A 19737-nucleotide genomic window follows, 5' to 3' on the forward strand; every position below is an offset into this window, starting at 1 on the left:
GTTTCTTTTCAATTATAAACGTGATGATGCCTTTTCTCAAATAAATGGTTTAGAGATAAAATGTGCCGTCACAAATCGTTTCAGCAGGTCCTGTCATGAGCACGTGGTCATTGTCTTTCCAACGAATGATGAGGTCTCCGCCTGCTAAATGAACGGTCATGTCTGTTTCTTTTTTTGCCTGACCATTCATAATTGTGGATACAGCCGCAGCACAGGCCCCAGTTCCGCAGGCCTGGGTAATCCCTGAGCCTCTTTCCCACACGCGAAAATGCAGTTCTGTTTCACTGACAACTTCAACAAATTCTACATTGACGCCTTCAGGGAACATGTCGTGCTTTTCGATGATCGGACCAAGTGTATGAAGCGGCGCTTTTTCTATGTCCTCTAAATAAAAAACGATGTGCGGGTTTCCCATCGAAACGGCCGTTCCATTTAATTTCGCAGTGCCAAAATCAAGTGGCTCATTAACCGTTGTGCTAGCCGGTTCACCAAGCATCGGCATTGCTTCTTTTTCAAAACGTGGTTTTCCCATATCTACTGTGACTAGCTGAACGTGACCATCCTGAGCGTGAACGGTCGCTTCAACGAGTCCTGACAATGTCTCAATCTGGAACGTTGTGTCCGTCACAATTTGATGCTCATACACATACTTTGCAACGCAGCGCAGCCCATTCCCGCAGTTTTTGCCCTCTGATCCATCATTGTTGAAAATGCGCATCTTCACAGGTGCAACATCTGATGGGCAAATAAGAATCATCCCGTCAGAACCGATTCCTGTATAAACAGAAGAAACGCGAATCGCTATCTCTGATAGCTGCTCTTCCGGAAGCTGTTCCTTCATCTGATTGACGTAAATATAATTATTTCCTAATCCGTGCATTTTCGTGAATTGAAATGATGTCATGAGCTTCCTCCAAAAATGTTGTTTCTTTATAGTATAAAAGGAGTCGATTCAGGAGACAATCTTATCATCCCCCGTTTTTCATACATAGAAGCTCTTTGCTGCCATGGCAAAGGGCTTTTATTATGCATATGCCTCTTTTTCTCTCGTGTGATGCTTCATATTGATGATATTTTATTAGCATAACATATTGGATGCGCTTTCTATTAATTCTCCTTAAAATGGAAGCTGGAAATGTGAAAAAAATGCACCTCATGACCCATGTGGTGCATTTAAAACATGTCGTTTTCCTCTATAAATGCATAAATACGCTCGACTAGCTGCTCTGCATTTTCTCCTGAAACAAATTCTCCATTCACAAGCGCAAATGGGGAGTCCATACATTTGCCGCAATAGCTTAAACAGCCGTATTCCATTACGTCTAGGTTTGGGTCTTTTTCAAGCTTCTCTTTTGCTTCTTGAGACCCTTGTGCAAGATTACTTACACAAAATTCGATCAGTGGAAACACTGTGCTTCACCTCACATTGCCTTACCATCCTACCGAAATTCCTTGTATTAGTCAAAATATGAGCTTCGCCTGTATCGTTACGCCTATTCCTCGTAAAATGTTTTACTATTTAGGACTAACTGATGAATATGTAGGTTATTTTGAAACAATTATTGTGGTTTCACAGTAAATTCGATATAATTTTATTTGGTATTTTAACTTAAAGTTTTTTAGTATAAGTGTTTTTCAATGTCTACGGGGAAAAGGAGAATCGTCATGAAAAATTTAGTCTTGATCGGCGGAGGTTACGGGAATATGCGGGTTCTCCACCGCTTATTGCCAAATCAATTACCTGATGATGTCACTATCACATTAATTGATCGAAATCCTTACCACTGTTTAAAAACAGAATATTATGCACTTGCTGCTGGAACGATCTCTGATCATCACATTCGAGTATCTTTTCCAGAGCATCCGAAGCTGGATATTCAATACGGGGAAGTAGAAAAAATTGATATTGAAAACAAACAGATCTTATTCAGCGACCGTGAACCGATTCCGTATGATGATACGGTGATTGGACTCGGCTGCGAGGACAAGTATCATAATGTCCCTGGTGCGAAAGAACATACATACAGCATTCAAACCATTGATCAGTCAAGACATGCGTATAACAAATTAAACAATTTGAGCGCAGGTGCAACGGTTGGCATCGTCGGTGCTGGACTTAGCGGGGTAGAGCTGGCCAGTGAACTAAGAGAAAGCCGTGCTGATTTAAACATTATTCTTTTTGACCGCGGAGAGCTGATTCTATCAAGCTTCCCAAAAAGATTAAGTTTGTATGTGCAAAAGTGGTTTGAAGAAAATGACGTAAAGATCATTAACTGTGCCAATATTACAAAGGTTGAAGAAGGTCTTGTTTATAACCATGAGGACGCAATTGAAGCTGATGTCATCGTGTGGACAGCAGGAATACAGCCAAGCAAAGTGGTACGAGAAATGGATGTTGAAAAAGACGCACAAGGCCGCGTCATATTAACTCCTCATCACAATCTCCCAGGGGATGAGCATGTATATGTTGTAGGTGACTGCGCAAGTCTGCCGCATGCCCCAAGTGCACAGCTTGCCGAAGCGCAGGCAGAACAAATTGTCCAATCTCTGCAAAAACGCTGGAAAAATGAGCCGCTTCCTGAGGCTTATCCACAGTTTAAGCTAAAAGGTGTTTTAGGTTCTTTAGGGAAAAAAGCCGGCTTTGGCTTAGTGGCTGATCGTCCACTTGTTGGACGGGTGCCAAGACTCCTGAAATCTGGACTCCTTTGGATGTACAAGCATCACAATGGCTAAAATCATGTGAATTTTTTCTCAAAGCTCCTTCGTGACGAGGGAGCTTTTTTCTATGAAACGGCATGTGCCGATGAGTTGGTCCATTTGATCGGAGCAAGAGCAAGAATGCAGTCTTTACGAAAGGTTCTCATCGTTTTCTTCGATAAACAATACGCTTGGATAAGCTGATCCGTTTGACGGTGTACAATGATTTTTCTCTTTGTGCAGTCTCCATTTTTCTTCATATAAATCATCTCAATCGGTATTTGCTGATGAAGAGATTGTTTTAGTAAATAATTCATGATGCTCACACTCCTTTCATTTCATTATAAACGAACAAACGTTCTTTTTCAACCCAAAAAGGAACACTTGTTCGTTTATATTTCTCAAAAAAAGAACAGCTTATTCACTGCTCTCCTTGTACCCGTACTTCTCCATTTCTTGATAAATGTCTTTTAATTTCGGATTGCCCTCTCCAACGATTTGATCCTCTACTAAAACAAGCGGATAAAAGAATTCATCATCAAGAATTCGTTCAGACAATTCCTTTTGTTGTTCATTTTCTGGCGGGTGCTCAATATCAATATATGTGATGCGAAATGGCTGATTCGGATATTTTCGTTTTAATGCTGCATCTAACCATTCAAACGTATCTTTTGAAGAAGGCAGATTCACGCAGCTAGCGCACAAGACATCTCTTCCATATACATAAAGATCGACGGTTTTGTTCATTTGACAAGCCCCCTATTCTTTCTTCATTTTAGCTGAATTTTATGGATGAAAAAAGTCAAAATCACTTTTTGTTTCAAGATGAGATTGTGCTATAATGAGAAGGAAACTTTGAAACCAATCAATAGATTTTTATCGTCCAGATGAATATAATGGTGATATGTTGTGAAAGGAGCGATTATATCTAATGACTGAAGTCGAAATGAAAGACCAAGTACAGGAAGTACTGGACAAACTTCGTCCATTTCTATTACGTGATGGTGGAGACTGTGAGCTTGTAGACATTGAAGATGGCATTGTGAAATTACGTCTTCTTGGTGCATGCGGCAGCTGCCCAAGTTCAACCATTACATTGAAAGCCGGTATTGAGCGCGCATTATTAGAAGAAGTGCCTGGCGTTGTAGAAGTTGAACAGGTTTTCTAATTCATATATGACATGAAAACGACCCAATTAGGGTCGTTTTTTTCATGATTGACAAAGGCTTTAGCCCTTTGTCTTCTTTTCAGCGTGATATGAAAACCCTTGAAGTCTAGGAAGGACGAGTACTGGCGCGGAGCGAATTTTCTATTCGTGAGCACCAGCACGCTGAACTGACACCGAATGCGAGGGTTTGTCAGCACGCTGAAGGGTCGTTTTTTATTAAGCTAGCTTTTCTCTAAACCATTCCTTTATAAAAGTCAGTCTTTGAATACGCTGCCCCGGATGGCCACTTCTGGATAAATCATGAGATGCCTTCGGGAATTTGACCAATCTTGTGTCTTTCCCAAGCTCCTTCAATGCCACAAAAAGCTGCTCTGCTTGATCAACTGGGCAGCGATAATCTTCATCACTGTGCAAGATGAGAAGCGGTGTGTTCATCTGCTTCACATATTTTAGCGGAGAGCGATCCCATAGCTTATCGACAGAGTCATAAATATCCCCATCAATCTGCCACCTTGTAAAGAAATAACCGATATCACTGATGCCATAAAAGCTAATCCAGTTTGAAATGGAGCGCTGTGTGACAGCTGCGCGAAAGCGGTCGGTCTGACCGACAATCCAGTTGGTCATAAAACCCCCATAGCTGCCGCCTGTCACGCCAAGTCTTGTTTCATCAAGGAAATCATAGGCTTTGAGCACATGATCAACAGCCTGCATGACATCGTCATAATCAACGTCACCATAGTTTCCTCTCACACGGTCAGTAAACATCTGTCCATATCCATGACTGCCATGCGGGTTGATATACACGATGGCATAGCCTTCAGAAGCGAGCATTTGAAATTCATGAAAATACGTATGACCATACATCGCATGCGGACCGCCATGAACCTCTAGAATGAGCGGATATTTCTTTCCCTCTTCCATCTGGGAAGGCTTCATAAACCAGCCATGCACCTCGTCGCCATCTTTTGACTGAAAAGAAAATGGTTCAGGTTCCGATACGATATGCTCCTTTAGAAAATCATGATGCTCGAACGTGATTTGCTTTAGCTCAGTCTCCCCTAATGTCATCTCATACAGCTCACTTGGTGAGACAGGTGTAAGCCGGCTGAACAGCAGTTTGGATTCATCTGGATGAAGGCTGAAATTGGTGATATGTTCCGCCTCTAGTCGAACAGGATAGGCTAAACCTTCAATAGAGAAATAATAAATCCCTGTACTGCCTTGATCAGAAACAAGCGCATAAAACCCTTGGCTGTCCTTTGTCCACTGAGGAGGCTGAAAGACCTCTCCCATCACGCTATCTCCTGCCATACAGTTTCCAACATACATATCGAGCATTTCTGACAGCTGAACCGCCTTGTCTTCCTTCAGATCATACAGCCATAATGATGGAAAGGTGGCATTTTGAAATTCGCGCTCATGTCCAATATACAAAAGGCTCTCTCCATTTGGAGAAAAAGAGACGGTGGAATAAGCGCCGTTTGCTTGTGTGATCTTTTTGGTCTGACCATCTTCTAATGACAGGAGACACACGTCACTTATGTAAGGTGTCTGTGCGTTTAATTGAATAAAGGCAAGCCATTTGCCGCACGGAGAAACCGTATGATTCATATGATGAACCTGCTCGCTCGTGACAGGCTCTATCTCTCCTGAATCGATATCCACCTTCACGATCTGCGTGACACGCCCATCTAAAAAGCCTCTTCCATCTGCTTTATAGGTCAAATCATCATATACCGCTGGAGCAAAGTCATCTTGCTCTTCCTTTTTTTCATCATGAACAGATTCTGATTGTTTCAATGACACAGCCGCATAAAGAAAAGCACCATCTGGAGAAAAGACAGGATGAGATACTCCGTAAGGAATCGTCGTTAAGGTTCGCACGCCGCCTCCTTCGCTCTTCATGAGCGCCAGCTGAGGGACTTCCTTTGGCTTTTGTAAAATAAAAGCAAGCTGCCTGCCGTCTTTTGACCAAACTGGCTGATGATGCTTTCCATCCTCAAATGTCCATTGTGCCAGCTCCTCTGTCTCTTCATTTCGAACCCATAAATGGATGTTGTAATCGTCTTTTTTCTCATTCACAGTGACTTTTGTAAAGACTGCCTTTTTTCCATCTGGTGAATAAACCGGATGGGAAACAGAAACAATCTTCGTTAAATCTTCTGCCGTCATCAATTTCTTCATGAACGTATCTCCCCCTTTTATGCTTAAAAAATAGTTCGATCCTCTAAATAATAATCCCTGCTTCTTCATATAAAAACAAGCATAAAAAAAGAACGTGCAGATTCACAGCACGTTCTTAGATTGTTGAAAAAGGGCTAAAATGATCTTTATTTTAGCTCTTTTTCTTCTTTTCAGCGTGACCTGAAAACCTTTGCAGTCTAGGAAGAACGAGCACTGGCGCGGAGCGAATTGAACATTCGTGAGCACCAGCGCGCAGGACTGACAACGAATGCGAGGGTTTGTCTACACGCTGCGAACGTGCAGATTCACAGCACGTTCTTTACTTGATTAACAGGATGATGCTGCACGACAACACCTTCTACTGGCACCGTCAGCAAATCGACTTCGCAATGCGGGAAGTTTTGGGCAAGCTGTTCTTTCAGCGCTTCTCCCTTCCCTTTTTCCACTAAGGTGAGGATCGTCGGCCCAGCACCGCTCAAAGCCGTTCCATAGGCTCCTTTGAGAGAAGCGACATGCTCTACCTTTGAAAGCTCTGGCACAAGCATTGTGCGGTAAGGCTGATGAAATAAATCCTTATTCATCATTTCTCCAACAAGCGGCCAGTTTTGCGTCATTAAGGCGGCCACTAGGACGTTGCTCACAGCACTCGCACTGACGGCATGTTTATAGGAGAAATCCTCTGGCAGGACATCACGGGCATCCTTTGTCAGCACTTCATAAAAAGGAATCACCACGACGACATCTACATCCACATGCTGCACTTTCACGGCATGTGTTTTGTCTTCTTCGTGGAGACCAATCAGTAAACCACCGAATAAAGAGGCACCCGCATTATCTGGATGACCTTCTACCTCACTTGCATAAAAGAGCTTCTGATCATCTGTCATGTTTAATTCAAGAAGCTGATTGGCAAGTTCAATGGCGGCCACGATGGCAGCAGCACTGCTGCCAAGCCCCCGTGCCAATGGAATATCACTCCACACTTTGACATGAACAGGCGGGAGTGTTTTTCCAAAGTCATCTGCGACCTTTTTGGCTGTTTGGTAAATCAGGTTGTCGGTGCCTGATGGAATCCCAGACACGACATCTGTTTCTGCTTCAAACAGCCAGCTATCATGGTCAAAGACCGATAGCTTTAAATAGCGGCTGAGCGCCATTCCAACTGAATCAAAGCCTGGTCCTAAATTGGCAGTGCTTCCCGGTACTGTGATTGAAAAAAGCATGGAGGCTTCACTCATACGCGTGCGGCCTTTTCTAAGTGTTCAAGAATTTGATCTTCATCTGCATCGAGTGTGACCGGCTTGATTTGTGAAATATCGATAGCCGTATTTGGATCTTTCAGCCCATTGCCTGTTAGTACCGCAACAACTTTACTGCCTGGCTTGATTTCTCCAGATTTCACCTGCTTTAGAACGCCCGCAATCGACGCACATGAGCCCGGCTCTGCAAACACACCTTCTTCACGTGCAATCAATTGATATGCATGAAGAATTTCTTCATCAGTCACTTCATCAATCTTTCCGTTTGATTCATCTGCGGCTGCCACAGCTTGTTTCCAGCTCGCTGGATTTCCGATACGGATAGCCGTTGCCACTGTTTCTGGCTGCTCAATCACTTCATTTCGAACGATTGCCGCTGCACCTTCTGCTTCAAAACCGCGCATGACAGGCAGTCCTGTTCCCTTTTTCTCGTGATATTCCTTGAAGCCTTTCCAGTAGGCCGTGATGTTCCCGGCATTTCCAACAGGAATCGCCAGTACATCCGGGGCAGAGCCTAGCTGCTCACAGATTTCAAATGCCGCTGTCTTTTGTCCTTCAATTCTATAAGGGTTGACTGAGTTCACAAGGGCAATCGGCGCTTTTTCACAGATGCTGCGGACGATTTTCAGTGCATCATCAAAGTTGCCGTCAATGGCAATGATTTCTGCTCCGTACATGACGGCCTGTGCAAGCTTACCGAAGGCAATTTTCCCGTCTGGAATGATGACAATACATTTCATATCAGCACGAGCTGCATAAGCCGCTGCTGCTGCAGAGGTATTCCCTGTTGAGGCGCACATGATCGTATCATTGCCTTCTTCTTTCGCCTTTGCAACGGCCATGACCATTCCTCGATCCTTGAAAGAGCCTGTTGGATTGACGCCTTCTGTTTTCACATGAAGCTCAATCCCCAGCTTTTCTGAAAGCTTGGCGAGGTGGACCAGCGGTGTATTCCCTTCATTTAATGTTAGTTTAGGTGTAGATTCGTTTACTGGTAAGAATTCTTGAAATTCTTCAATGAGTCCATTCCATTTCATCGGCTTAAACCGTTCCCTTCTACTCGGTACGTGCTCTTCACTTGAACCACCACGTCGAGGTCGTTTAATTTTTGCAGGATATTTGAGAAATCTTCTTCTGAGGTCTGATGTGTAATAATCACAATTTCAGCCAGCTCATCATGTCCTTTCACAGGAAGCTGAAGGATCTTTTCAAAGCTGATGCCTCTTTCAGAAAAAATAGATGTAATGCGGGAGAATGCCCCGACTTGATCTCTAACATGAATTCTTAAAAATTGCTGAGCAAATATTTCTGATGAGGATTTGATTTTCTTCTCAAACTGCGGTGCGATAAATCCGCTTCCGTTCACGCCAAGGCGCATGTTTTTCATTACTGCGACTAAGTCTGATACAACAGCTGTTGCCGTTGGCAGACTTCCTGCTCCAGGTCCGTAAAACATCGTTTCTCCTACAGCACTTCCGTAGACATACACCGCATTGAATTCATTGTTGACAGATGATAACGGATGATGATCAGGAAGTAAGGTTGGCTGAACGCTGACCTCTACTTTCTCTCCGTCCCTCTGAGCAATGCCGATCAGCTTCATTGTATAGCCAAACCGCTTACTGAAATTAATATCCTCATCAGAGATATCAGAAATACCTTTCACCTTGACGTCCTCTAAATCTACATTCATGGAAAAGCCGAGCCTTGCAAGAATCGCCATTTTCCTTGCTGCATCCAGTCCTTCTACATCAGCTGTCGGATCTGCTTCTGCAAAGCCTAGATCCTGTGCTTCTTTTAAGACATCCTCATATGCGCTTTTATCGACATTCATTTTCGTTAAAATAAAATTCGTTGTACCGTTCACAATCCCCATCATCTTCGTGATTCGGTCAGAGGCCAGCCCTTCCTCCAGCGTACGCAGAATCGGAATTCCTCCGGCGACACTTGCTTCATAATAAAGATCACAGCCATTTTCTTTCGCTACATGTAAAAGCTCCGTACCGTAAAGCGCCATTAAATCTTTATTGGCTGTAATGACATGCTTCTTCTCATTCAACGCATCTATTAAATATTGTTTTGTCTCTTCAATGCCGCCCATCACTTCAATGATGACGTCGACCTCTGGATCTCTAATCACATCGTATACTTCAGTTGTGAAGACCTCTCTTGCGACATCCACATCTCTTTTTTTATCGGGATTGCTCACAAGCACTTTTTTTATTAATACCGGACAGCCGATTTGGTGCATTAATTTATCCTGATGGTCTTGGATAATTTTTACGACACCGCTTCCCACTGTTCCTAATCCTAATAGCCCAACTCGAATTGCCTTCACCTGAAATTCCACCTTTCTACGTAAATGTCCTCTCTAAAAAGACATTTGTTAACCTTACACAGACATTCAATGTACACACATTATAAAGGGGTATCCTCAATTTGACAAGGTAATAAAATACGAGATTGTCAGAATGAAACCGCTTAACAGCTATTTATATCAAGATTCTATATTTTCAAAATATTTTTGTCAGAAAAGCTCCCGAAAGCCGGGAAGCCTTCTATTATGAACGAACCGGCGTTTTGGCTGGCTCGTCTTGTAAGACAAGCGCAATATTTTCAGCACATAAACGCATCATCGTTTTTCTCGTTTCGACACTAGCACTTCCAATATGAGGGAGGACTGTGACGTTACGTAATGTCGTTAACGGATGAGACGGACTGACAGGTTCCTGTCTAAATACATCCAGACCAGCGCCGGCAATTTTTCCTTTCGTGACAGCCTCGTATAAAGCATCCTCATCCACAGTCTGTCCTCTTGATACGTTAATGAAATAAGCAGAGTTCTTCATCAGATCAAATGCTTTTTCATTAAACATGTCTTTCGTTTCCGGGGTTAACGGCGTCAGACAGACGATGAAATCAGACTGCTTGAGCAGTTCCTCAAAAGCCGCATAGGTCACGCCAAGCTGCGCTTCTGCTTCGGGTTTTCTTGAACGATTATGATAAAGGACATTCATATTAAAGCCTTTGGCCCGCTTGGCAAGTGCTGTTCCAATGCTGCCCATTCCGACAATCCCGAGTGTTTTGTGATGAACATCAGCACCGGCAAGAAGAAGCGGCCCCCAGCCTGTCCAGTTTCCATCCTTAATCCAATCACTCGCCTCGACAATGCGTCTAGCTGACGCCATCAGAAGAGCAAAGGCTAAATCCGCCGTCGATTCTGTTAAGACGTCTGGTGTATGACATACGGTGATTCCGTGCTTTTTGGCTGCTTCAAGATCAATATTGTCATAGCCAACAGCAAGGTTTGCAACCACCTTGATATTCGGAGCCTTTGATAAAAGCGGCTCATCTATTTGATCTGACAGCATGGTGAGAAGCGCCTCCGCTTTAGCAGCTTGTGTTTCTAACTCTTCTCTTGGACACGGCTCATCCTCGCTTTGCCACATCTCAACATGAGCGACTTCTTTTAATGGTGTAAGTGATGCTTCATCCAGCTTTCTTGTGATATAGACATAAGGTTTTGGCAAGAAGAACACTCCTTTAATTGATTTCTTTAAGCATAACGAAAAACGCCTCAAGAGAAAAGAGACGTTTCGTCTGTTCACTGAAACTTCAAATCAGCTGCAGGCTGAATCCAGCCAACAGCCGGAATGGGGGTCCCGCCGCTTCGCATGGCACTCATTTCTTGAAAGACCTTTAGAAAGTATTCATAGCGATTGGCATCATTTAAGACGTAATCTAACCGCTCTTCATAGTATGACTTTTCATTTTCTCCCGACATATAGTAGCCTTCCACAATTTCAAAGTAATGAAGCGGGAACAGCAGGCGGCTGTATAACAAACGCTTTGAAAAGGAGGAAAGAGGTGTCACCTCCTCATATTGCTGAAGAAAGGAAAAGCCTTCTTCAATTAAATCTTCCTTATGCTGTACAAAGGTTTCTCTTAAGTATTCAGCAATATCACGGGTTGGATGATCAAAGACCCAATCCACAGGTAAACGAAGCGGCTGCTCATGCGGCCATGTCATACGTGAAAAGCGCTGATGACAGACAGTGCCTGAGTCACCTTCTTTCGGTTCATCATCAAGCTCAGTATCGACTAAATATTGAATGGCATTCTCCGTTAATCCAAGATAATACGGAAACGATTCAATGAATTTTTGTTCAAACCGTTCCAGCGGTTTTTGATGCATTTGCTGCATCCAAAAGCCTTCGAGCTGATCTAATCGTTTTGCCCATAATTCCTTCCAGGCACCGACACGTTTTGTTTCGGATACTTCATATGGAAATCCTCTTCCCCTGACATGGAAGGCTGCCAGCTCTGACGCTTGCTGAAACGAGCGGCTTGAGAGCGGAGGCGCTGCTTTTAATAAAGCATACTGCTCCTTCCCATGAGTAAAGGTGGGTTTCTCTTCATTTGTTAATTCAAACACAGCGACGTATGGGTCTCCAGCATTCAGTAAATACTGACTGATATGATACAACTCTGAGAGTTCTTCTTCTCGCAAATGAGACACAGGAACAATGAGGAAGAAAGCCTCCGCCGTTTGAAAGCTCTGATAACTGCCATATGGCGTAAATTGACGAACATCAATACCAAATGTGTGATAGATGGTTTCTTTCATGTTTTCACCTGCGTTCCTATGATCAACTCTTATCATATCGTAGTCGCAGGTTGAGGGATTTATGAATACTATTTACTATCCGAAGCTTTTTACACGTTGTGGACAAATTACGAGGATTGGGTGAGGAATACATGCCGCATCATCATGAGATGAACGAAGTAGAAAAAACAGCAAGACGCCGTTTACAAGAACGTGGCGTAACCATTCAAGATATAGCAGACCTTGTCTACTTTTTACAGGAAAAATATCATCCTGGCTTAGACATGACAGAGTGCATCCACAATGTGGAGCGTGTCATCGCAAAACGTGAAGTTCAAAATGCGATATTAACGGGCGTCGAACTCGACGTACTCGCCGAGCAAAAAAAACTGACTGAGCCGCTTCAATCAATACTTGAAACGGACGAGAGCCTGTATGGCGTTGATGAAATTTTATCCTTTGCTATCGTCAATATTTATGGTTCAATCGGCTTTACGAATTACGGATATATCGATAAAGAAAAACCAGGAATTCTCGGGAAACTCAACGATAAATCCACAGGCGAATGCCACACCTTTTTAGATGACATTGTCGGCGCTATTGCTGCCGCCGCATCAAGCAGGCTGGCACATAGTGCAAGAAATGCGAAATAAAGAAAAAGAGGACGTGCGCGTAACGCTTGTCCTCTTTTTCTATGATAATCGCTCAATCCACTCGGATAATGAATCAATGACATAGGTTGGTTGCTTTTCATACTTCTGAAGCAGCTCTTTTGTTGTCACACCTGTATGGACGAGTAATGTGTCCATTCCTGCATTCATTCCTGCCATAATATCCGTATCATAGTTATCACCCACCATGAGCGTCTCAGACACATCTGTCCCAAGTACACGCATCGCTTGTTCCATAATAATGGATTCCGGCTTTCCGATAAATGTCGGCTGAACCGTTGTTGTCACGGTCAGTACAGATGTTAATGAGCCGTTCCCTGGCAAAAGCCCTCTTTCTGTTGGAATGGCAATATCTCCATTTGTTGAGACAAACTGTGCGCCTTGACGGATGGCAATCGCACCTACTGCTAATTTTTCATATGTAATGCCACGATCAATTCCAACAACAACGAAATCAGCGTCTTCCTGACCAAACGTCAGCCCTTTTTCTTCAATGGCCTGCTTGATTCCTTCTTCACCGATCACATAAACGGACGCATCTTTCTTTTGCTCAGCAATATAATTAGCCGTCGCCATACTTGTTGTAAAAACTTGTTCTTCTGTTGCTGGGATATCGAATGAAACGAGTTTTTCCGCTACCTGCTTTGGCGTACGTGATGAGTTATTCGTGACAAACAAGTAAGGGATGTTCAACTCATTTAACTTTTGAACAAATTGACCTGCTTCCTCGATCTTTTCTGTTCCTTTATACATGGTCCCGTCTAAATCAATTAAATAGCCTTTGTATTTCATGATACTCACAACTCCAATGGTTTATTTAAACGCTGATACTGGGCCAAGCTCCTGCTCTAAGTAGGTACGGATGCGGCTTGGAAAGACCTCTAGCGCCTGCTCTACTTCGCTGATCACCTGCAATAAATCATGATGAACCACTTCCTGATATTGCTGCACAAGTGTTTTGCGGGATGAGACAAGCTTTTTCAGCTGACTTCCTTCTCCTTCTGGTACAACCTTTTCATCAACAAGTATATCCATGATGTCATCATAGCTTCCTGGGTCACGCATAATAAAGCCATCAATCATGTCATTTCCTGTATCAAGAATACATTCGACGAGCAAATGAACAATTCGTTCCAGCGCTTTTTTCTCTAGAGGACTTGTCCATGTTTGATGACTCTGCATCAACTCATATTGCTCCTCGAAAAAACGTAAAGTCTCTTCAATCTTTTTTCTGTCTACGAAATACATTATGACGCTCCCCTTTGCGTTATTTTCTAATTCGCTTTAAGACAAAATAGGCACAGCCAAAATTACAGTATTCATAAATGTATTCATCGAGTGTGCTGATTTTAGTATCAAATGTGGCCTTTTGGTTTTGGTCATCAAAGAACCCTTTCAGCCTGAGCTGATTATAGCCCCAGTCCCCCACAATATAATCATACTTATTTAAAATATCTGAGTACCTTGCTTTAAACGCTTCTTCATTAAAGCCGTCTTTGATATCTCTTACAAGATCAAAGGTAGCATTCTGAACGACGATCATCTTCTCACCTCTTTTTAAACGATCCATCTTTAATGATAATTCATTGGAAGAACTCCATCAATTGCTAAAGCATGTTTTTTCTGATTTAGCCGAAGCTAAAAGAAAAAGGAGGTCACATTTATGAAGAAACAACTGACAGCCGCGATTCTCCTCAGTATGCTTTTAGGCGGGTGCGGCTTTCAATCAGGTATGAACCGGCAAGTGGATGAAGATTCTTCAAGTAAAACCATCCGTCTGTCGGATCGTCATGAAGGAAATAATTCCAACATGCCAGAAGCAGATACAAACAGAGCAGGATATGTTCGTTATCAGCGCCAGCAAGTAACGGATCAGAAAGAAAGAACCCCTGCTTTAAATCGTGAGCATCTTGCCCACGTGATTACAAGTCTAACGGTGCAGCTGCCAAACATCAAAGATGCAGCCACACTTGTGACAGATGAGGATGCACTCATCGTGTATCGAACAGGAAACAAAAACCGTGATGAATCTGCCGATCAAGTAAAGAAAACGGCGGTTTCTGTTCTCCCTCGTTATTATCATGTATACGTCTCTGATAATCCAGAGCACTTTCAATCCATTGCCAATTTTTCACGTCTTCAAACCAATTCACGTGATTTTGACCAAATTTTAACCAAAACGATTCAGCAAATGAAGTATTCCCCTCAAGGCGGGAACATATCGAATCAAGAAGATGCAAATGGGATGACGAATTCCGACCGTACGATGAGAAGAAACGCCCCTTACGGCCAAAATTAATACGAGAAAAAACGCCAGAGAGCTCTGGCGTTTTCTTTGTTACGCTTGCGCCTGACGCTTTTTAGACGCTTCGTTTACTTGTTCATCTGCATGGTAGGAAGAGCGCACAAGCGGCCCAGCTTCACAGTGGCTAAAGCCTTTTGACATCGCAATTTCCTTCAGCTCTGCAAACTCATCCGGATGGTAGTATTTTTGAACTTTCAAATGCTTTTTCGAAGGCTGTAAGTACTGGCCAATCGCCATAATATCCACGTTATTGGCAAGAAGATCATCCATGACTTCAATGATTTCTTCCTTCGTTTCACCAAGTCCAATCATAATGCTTGATTTTGTTGGAATATCGGGCTGCATTTCTTTTGCACGACGCAAGAATTCTAATGAACGATCATATGTAGCACGCGCACGAACTCTTGGCGTTAATCTGCGAACTGTTTCAATGTTGTGATTTAAAATGTCAGGACGAGTGTCCATTAACGTCTTCAAGTTATCATAATTACCGCCCATGTCTGAAGGGAGAACTTCAATGGTCGTGAATGGGCTTTTTCTTCTTATCGCACGAACGGTTTCAGCGAACACACCTGCTCCGCCATCCTTTTGATCATCCCTTGCAACCGCTGTTATGACAGCGTGCTTTAAATTCATTAAGGCTACTGAATCTGCCACGCGTTCTGGCTCTTGCAGGTCAAGCTCAGTCGGAAGTCCAGTTTTCACCGCACAGAAACGGCATGCGCGCGTACAAACAGATCCAAGGATCATAAATGTAGCGGTTCTTCTCACTGCCCAGCATTCATGAATATTCGGACATTTTGCTTCCTCACAAACGGTATGCAGGTTGTTTTCCCGCATCATTTTCTTTAAACCGGTATAGTTTTCATTCGTATTCAGCTTAATTTTAAGCCAGTCCGGTTTTCTTACGTGCTCTTCCTTCTTTGCCAATTCCATCATCTCCATATGAATTCGTTAAAGGTGCATCTACAAAAATCTTCCTGCTATATACGATGGATGCAGCCAAGAAGCTGCAAAAAATTGAATCTTCGGCCTAAAGCCTTTTCTTTAGACACTTTAACATAGTACAGATTGAACAACAAGGGAATGAGCTGCAAAAATACCCAAAAGCCTCCTAAAAAAACAGAAGAAAATTACTAACATTTTCTTCTTATGAAATAGAGTGATCTAACCACACTAAACGGTAGAAGACAATGCTCGATGAAAGGAGATGGACGTTTGTGAAAGTGGTTTTAGCCATCATGATTGCTCTTTCAATGCTCCCTTTACCTGTTCATGCAAAAGGGACGGGCAAGCAGCCAGATGAATTGAAGCAAAGAATGGCCCTATATGAAAAAGTCTCCATCACAACACAGGTTCCATGGTATGTACTTGCTGCAGTTGATCAGTATGAACACAATATTCGAAAAAGCAGAAGAGATTTACCGAAACAAAAAGGCGTCATTGGCATCTACATTCCCCGGGAAATGTGGATTGGACCAGAAAACCCGAATAAACAGGATACCTCTCCTTTAAGCATTAAAGTGTTTGACGGAATTGGTCTTGATGGAAATGGGGATGGCAAAGCAAGCAGCGATGACGATGAGGATGTATTGTTCACGTTTGCTCAATACTTGCTTCACTACGGCAGCAGCATTGATCAATTAAAAATTGGCTTATGGGACTATTATGGACGTGATCAAACCGTTGGAATCATTTCATCTTTTATGAAGCTATTTAAGCACTACGGCCATCTTGATCTTGGAAAGCATGCTTTTCCTCTTCCAGTTGGAGCTGACTACAGCTACCGAAGTACATGGGGAGATGCGAGAGGGTTTGGAGGCAGAAGAATTCATGAGGGAACCGATTTATTTGCCCATTATGGACTTCCCGTTCGTGCGACATCGTATGGCGTGATTGAAATGAAAGGCTGGAACCGTTTTGGCGGCTGGCGGATAGGTATTCGAGATATTCATAATCATTATCATTACTTCGCTCACTTAAATGGCTTTGCGAAAGGACTCAAGACAGGTCAAATTGTTGAACCTGGCCAGGTGATTGGGTCTGTCGGAAGCTCCGGTTACGGTCCTCCAGGCACTGCAGGAAAGTTTCCGCCGCATCTTCACTATGGCATGTACAAAGACAACGGCAGAACCGAATGGTCATTTGATCCATATCCTCATTTGAGGGCGTGGGAAAGAGCTGAACGGAAACGAAAGTAAATAACAGCCCAATCATTGTTGGGCTGTTATTCCTTTTTCTCCTTTTTCTCTGGGAGAACAATTGATGGAGCACCTGAGTTTGTTCCGCTGCCATTATAATAATCTGGTACGTCTCCTTGAACGGCTTGTATGGAGACAGGAACAGAGTTTTTAACTACAATTGTTTCAGAAGCAAATGGGATAATGACTCTTACCTTGACCTCGATCAGAACACTAATATCAATCAAGGCATTGTTGATGCCATAAGGCTTAATGTTTTTTTCAACGTCCGTATGCGGATCACCAATCACACTAAAGCGCACAGGCACTTTTGGTCCGAGGTTGGCGATGAGTGCATTTCCGGATGCTTGCCCAAGCGGAATGTTATATATAATGCCGTCATGTCCATCTGTTTGATCCTTTAATGCTTCTTTTGCCTCTTTTTGAAAGTTCCCCTTTTCAATGTCCTCTAAATTTTTTTGAAGATGACGCGAGAGGTCAGCCATTGCTTTCGATGTTGCTTGCGCATTAAAATCGATGGTCGTCACTTTTCCGTTCTCACTTGTATTCATAACCACCATATCCTTCATATTCTCCTGATCATCTGCAAAGTCTTGCACTGAATATTGTATGAGGTGATTGGCGATGCGCTCTGTTTCGAGTTCAGCAATGTGAATAAGGGTAGGTTTAATGGATCGGTTGATAAAAAATAAACTAATCACGGTTGAGAGCACAAAGAATAAGATCGCAAGCAGCATGACGTAACGAAATGGCAAAGGGCCCTTCTTGTAGGGGCGATAACGGCGGTTCATTCTCAATAAAAAATCCCCCCTTCTCCATTACATGTGTATGCAGACAGGCGGGGGGATAGGAATCATCTCTCTATTTTATTTCACCATTTTTAATAATGCATCTCTTCCAATTGTTCCAGCTGAGATGCCCAGCGCTTCTGCGGCGTATGTCACAGATTCTAAAGGAGCATCGAGCAATTGCTCAATGGTTCTTACACCAACTGCTCTTCCTGCAATAATTCCTCTATCTGCAAGCTTTTCATTCAAGAGCCCGACATCCAGTGCACCGCACATAATATACCCATGTTCATTTGATACTGCCATAAAATTTGTCTTCGGCAGCTTGACGGTGACCGCTGTAAAGGAATGGCCATCAATTGTAATAGGTGTTAAATTCACCAAATCCCTTCACTCCTCTCATCACAATCTATGTGAAAAGAGGGCGCGTGTTGTTAGGCTGAAGCGGATTTCAAGTGGCTTCCTTCAAGCGCCATGTCAGAACATCACGTAAAAATTCAGGCATGAAATATTCAATGTGTTCGTGATCACGGATATGAGGAAAAAGAGAGCCTAATGTATACATATCGACTGTGCCAACTGTATAGGAGGCGTCTTTTTTGATCAATTGACCATGTACAAAGACATCCTTCACCCGTTTAGCATCGCCTTCTTCTAACGTATAGCTGAGTCCGCTATATAGCATTTTCCCCATTAGCTCACCTCTAAATCCGAAGCCTTTGATGCGCAGCTGTTCCATTTTTTCTTCACAGCCCCGTCGAACTGTTTCGATCAGCTGTTGACCGGTAAGCGTCACCCGAATGGGATTAATGGGATGCGGACATATCCGGTGGATTTCTTCTCTTGTGACGATCCCTGCCTCTAATGAATCAAGCACCATACCTGCATTCATCATGCCAATATCTGCTCCGCACCAATCTTTAATGGCATCTGTTAAGAGCTGCGGAAGCGGAGATTCCTCGAACCACTTCGTTTCTAGCTTCGACTCAATCGTTGTCACTTTTTCCTGCATGAGTGCTTTCGCTCTTCTTTCTGCTTGCTGTAAGGTGGTGATGGCTTCATCTGATTCACTGATGAGCTGATCTACTGACTGTACTGTCGCTTTTTTCTCTATCAGCTCTTTGCGCGCTGTATCGATCGTCAGCTCAACACAGCCAATATAATGCCCATACTTTTCAGCGCATGCAAGCAGCACACCATTGTCCATTTCACCTTGTTCTAACAGATGATGCGTGTGTGAGCCTAGGATGATGTCGATGTCAGGGAAATCACGGGCGACCTCTCGATCATGGATGATACCGAGATGGGATAAAAGCACAATGACATCTGCCTGTCCCTTCACTTCCTGCAGCATGTCCCGTATGCTGTCAAACGGATCAGTAATGTTCCAGCCCAGCTTTTCATATACAGGTGTATACGCAATGGTCACGCCTAAGAGACATATCTTCAGTCCGTTTTCCATTGTGATCATATGATAGGGCTTTGCCCATGATGGCCTTTTGCCTTTCTCAAATAAATTAGACAGGACCACTGGAAATTGTGCATTCTCATACAAGTGATCCAGCTGATCATGGGGCAGCGTAATGCCTTCATTATTCCCGATCGTGACTCCATCATAGCCAAGCTGATTGAGGAGCTTGACGTTTACCTTTCCATAATCCGCTTCGGATACGAGGTTCACTCGATCCATATGGTCGCCAATATCAAACAAGAGCATCTGATCGTGAACTTGACGCTTTTCTTCAATATAAGCTGCAATTTTTGGCCAGTTCTCAAAGTGGCTGTGCAAGTCGTTTGTATGATATAACCATAGCTTCTGCAGCATGTTGATCTCTCCCTCAAGTTGTCACTGACC

At 43.2% G+C, this 19737-nt stretch carries 21 protein-coding genes and 1 pseudogene; 5 read left to right on the forward strand and 17 right to left on the reverse strand.

Features of this window, described 5'->3' with window-relative positions; genetic code table 11:
* Nucleotides 1-49: 49 nt before the first annotated feature.
* Entirely contained in the window at nt 50-904 is an 855-nt protein-coding gene (gene dapF, locus NSU13_RS14875; RefSeq protein WP_218677014.1) for a diaminopimelate epimerase, read from the reverse strand.
* A gap of 269 nt (nt 905-1173) precedes the next feature.
* Nucleotides 1174-1410, reverse strand: a complete 237-nt coding sequence (locus NSU13_RS14880) for a YuzB family protein (RefSeq protein ID WP_008346813.1) — start codon at nt 1408-1410, stop codon at nt 1174-1176.
* A 255-nt stretch (nt 1411-1665) separates the two neighbouring features.
* On the opposite strand from NSU13_RS14880, the gene NSU13_RS14885 reads away from it, so the two are divergent.
* A complete protein-coding gene (locus tag NSU13_RS14885; protein ID WP_268412713.1) occupies nt 1666-2733 on the forward strand; it encodes an NAD(P)/FAD-dependent oxidoreductase in 1068 nt (355 codons plus the stop codon).
* Nucleotides 2734-2783: 50 nt separating this feature from the next.
* On the opposite strand, the gene NSU13_RS14890 is transcribed toward NSU13_RS14885, so the two are convergent.
* Entirely contained in the window at nt 2784-3014 is a 231-nt protein-coding gene (locus tag NSU13_RS14890) for a hypothetical protein (protein WP_041107660.1), read from the reverse strand.
* A gap of 100 nt (nt 3015-3114) precedes the next feature.
* The gene (locus NSU13_RS14895; RefSeq protein ID WP_034282615.1) at nt 3115-3444 is read right to left on the reverse strand and encodes a YuzD family protein; all 330 of its coding nucleotides are present in this window, start codon (nt 3442-3444) and stop codon (nt 3115-3117) included.
* Nucleotides 3445-3565: 121 nt separating this feature from the next.
* On the opposite strand from NSU13_RS14895, the pseudogene NSU13_RS14900 reads away from it, so the two are divergent.
* A pseudogene (locus tag NSU13_RS14900) lies at nt 3566-3865 on the forward strand (NifU family protein).
* A gap of 216 nt (nt 3866-4081) precedes the next feature.
* On the opposite strand, the gene NSU13_RS14905 reads toward NSU13_RS14900, so the two are convergent.
* The 6 genes from NSU13_RS14905 to yutH all read right to left on the reverse strand — a co-directional run bounded on the left by NSU13_RS14905 (nt 4082) and on the right by yutH (nt 11938).
* Nucleotides 4082-6052, reverse strand: coding sequence for a S9 family peptidase (locus NSU13_RS14905; RefSeq protein WP_342489595.1), 1971 nt, complete (start codon nt 6050-6052; stop codon nt 4082-4084).
* Nucleotides 6053-6357: 305 nt separating this feature from the next.
* Nucleotides 6358-7290 carry a homoserine kinase gene (thrB, locus tag NSU13_RS14910; protein ID WP_070325983.1) on the reverse strand — a complete coding sequence of 311 codons (933 nt, stop codon included), beginning with the start codon at nt 7288-7290 and terminating at the stop codon, nt 6358-6360.
* Entirely contained in the window at nt 7287-8348 is a 1062-nt protein-coding gene (gene thrC / locus NSU13_RS14915) for a threonine synthase (protein WP_034282619.1), read from the reverse strand. Before thrC ends, thrB begins: the two co-directional genes overlap by 4 nt.
* On the reverse strand, nt 8345-9649 hold the full coding sequence (locus NSU13_RS14920; RefSeq protein ID WP_081124792.1) for a homoserine dehydrogenase: 1305 nt from the start codon (nt 9647-9649) through the stop codon (nt 8345-8347). Before NSU13_RS14920 ends, thrC begins: the two co-directional genes overlap by 4 nt.
* A gap of 223 nt (nt 9650-9872) precedes the next feature.
* The gene (locus tag NSU13_RS14925; protein ID WP_342489596.1) at nt 9873-10841 is read right to left on the reverse strand and encodes a D-glycerate dehydrogenase; all 969 of its coding nucleotides are present in this window, start codon (nt 10839-10841) and stop codon (nt 9873-9875) included.
* A gap of 74 nt (nt 10842-10915) precedes the next feature.
* Entirely contained in the window at nt 10916-11938 is a 1023-nt protein-coding gene (gene yutH, locus NSU13_RS14930) for a spore coat putative kinase YutH (RefSeq protein WP_257994908.1), read from the reverse strand.
* Between the two features lie 131 nt (nt 11939-12069).
* Here yutH and NSU13_RS14935 point away from each other — a divergent pair, with 131 nt between their 5' ends.
* Entirely contained in the window at nt 12070-12570 is a 501-nt protein-coding gene (locus NSU13_RS14935; protein ID WP_041107672.1) for a phosphatidylglycerophosphatase A, read from the forward strand.
* 39 nt (nt 12571-12609) lie between these two features.
* Here NSU13_RS14935 and NSU13_RS14940 read toward each other — a convergent pair whose 3' ends face one another.
* Genes NSU13_RS14940 through NSU13_RS14950 form a run of 3 tightly spaced genes read right to left on the reverse strand, consistent with a single transcriptional unit; the run spans nt 12610 to nt 14131 of the window.
* Entirely contained in the window at nt 12610-13383 is a 774-nt protein-coding gene (locus tag NSU13_RS14940) for a TIGR01457 family HAD-type hydrolase (RefSeq protein ID WP_087978090.1), read from the reverse strand.
* An 18-nt stretch (nt 13384-13401) separates the two neighbouring features.
* On the reverse strand, nt 13402-13836 hold the full coding sequence (locus NSU13_RS14945) for a DUF86 domain-containing protein (RefSeq protein WP_025094159.1): 435 nt from the start codon (nt 13834-13836) through the stop codon (nt 13402-13404).
* Between the two features lie 19 nt (nt 13837-13855).
* Nucleotides 13856-14131 carry a YutD family protein gene (locus tag NSU13_RS14950; RefSeq protein WP_024423368.1) on the reverse strand — a complete coding sequence of 92 codons (276 nt, stop codon included), beginning with the start codon at nt 14129-14131 and terminating at the stop codon, nt 13856-13858.
* Between the two features lie 120 nt (nt 14132-14251).
* On the opposite strand from NSU13_RS14950, the gene NSU13_RS14955 reads away from it, so the two are divergent.
* Complete coding sequence (locus NSU13_RS14955; protein WP_024425978.1) at nt 14252-14887, forward strand: YhcN/YlaJ family sporulation lipoprotein; 636 nt, start codon at nt 14252-14254, stop codon at nt 14885-14887.
* A 39-nt stretch (nt 14888-14926) separates the two neighbouring features.
* Here NSU13_RS14955 and lipA read toward each other — a convergent pair whose 3' ends face one another.
* Nucleotides 14927-15823, reverse strand: a complete 897-nt coding sequence (gene lipA / locus NSU13_RS14960) for a lipoyl synthase (protein WP_008360456.1) — start codon at nt 15821-15823, stop codon at nt 14927-14929.
* Nucleotides 15824-16149: 326 nt separating this feature from the next.
* Between lipA and NSU13_RS14965 the strand changes: the two genes are divergently transcribed.
* Nucleotides 16150-17094, forward strand: coding sequence for a M23 family metallopeptidase (locus NSU13_RS14965; protein ID WP_227001745.1), 945 nt, complete (start codon nt 16150-16152; stop codon nt 17092-17094).
* A 26-nt stretch (nt 17095-17120) separates the two neighbouring features.
* Here the strand turns inward: NSU13_RS14965 and yunB are convergent, their stop codons facing one another.
* From yunB to NSU13_RS14980, 3 genes are all read right to left on the reverse strand, one after another.
* Nucleotides 17121-17891 (reverse strand): sporulation protein YunB, encoded by a 771-nt coding sequence (yunB, locus tag NSU13_RS14970; RefSeq protein WP_080701219.1) that lies wholly within the window; start codon nt 17889-17891, stop codon nt 17121-17123.
* Nucleotides 17892-17960: 69 nt separating this feature from the next.
* Complete coding sequence (locus NSU13_RS14975) at nt 17961-18266, reverse strand: DUF1805 domain-containing protein (RefSeq protein ID WP_034282637.1); 306 nt, start codon at nt 18264-18266, stop codon at nt 17961-17963.
* 67 nt (nt 18267-18333) lie between these two features.
* Complete coding sequence (locus NSU13_RS14980) at nt 18334-19707, reverse strand: bifunctional UDP-sugar hydrolase/5'-nucleotidase (RefSeq protein ID WP_034282638.1); 1374 nt, start codon at nt 19705-19707, stop codon at nt 18334-18336.
* Between the last annotated feature and the right edge of the window lie 30 nt (nt 19708-19737).

The sequence above is a fragment of the Bacillus sp. FSL M8-0049 genome, assembly GCF_038593355.1.
In the GTDB taxonomy this organism is placed as follows: domain Bacteria; phylum Bacillota; class Bacilli; order Bacillales; family Bacillaceae; genus Bacillus; species Bacillus safensis.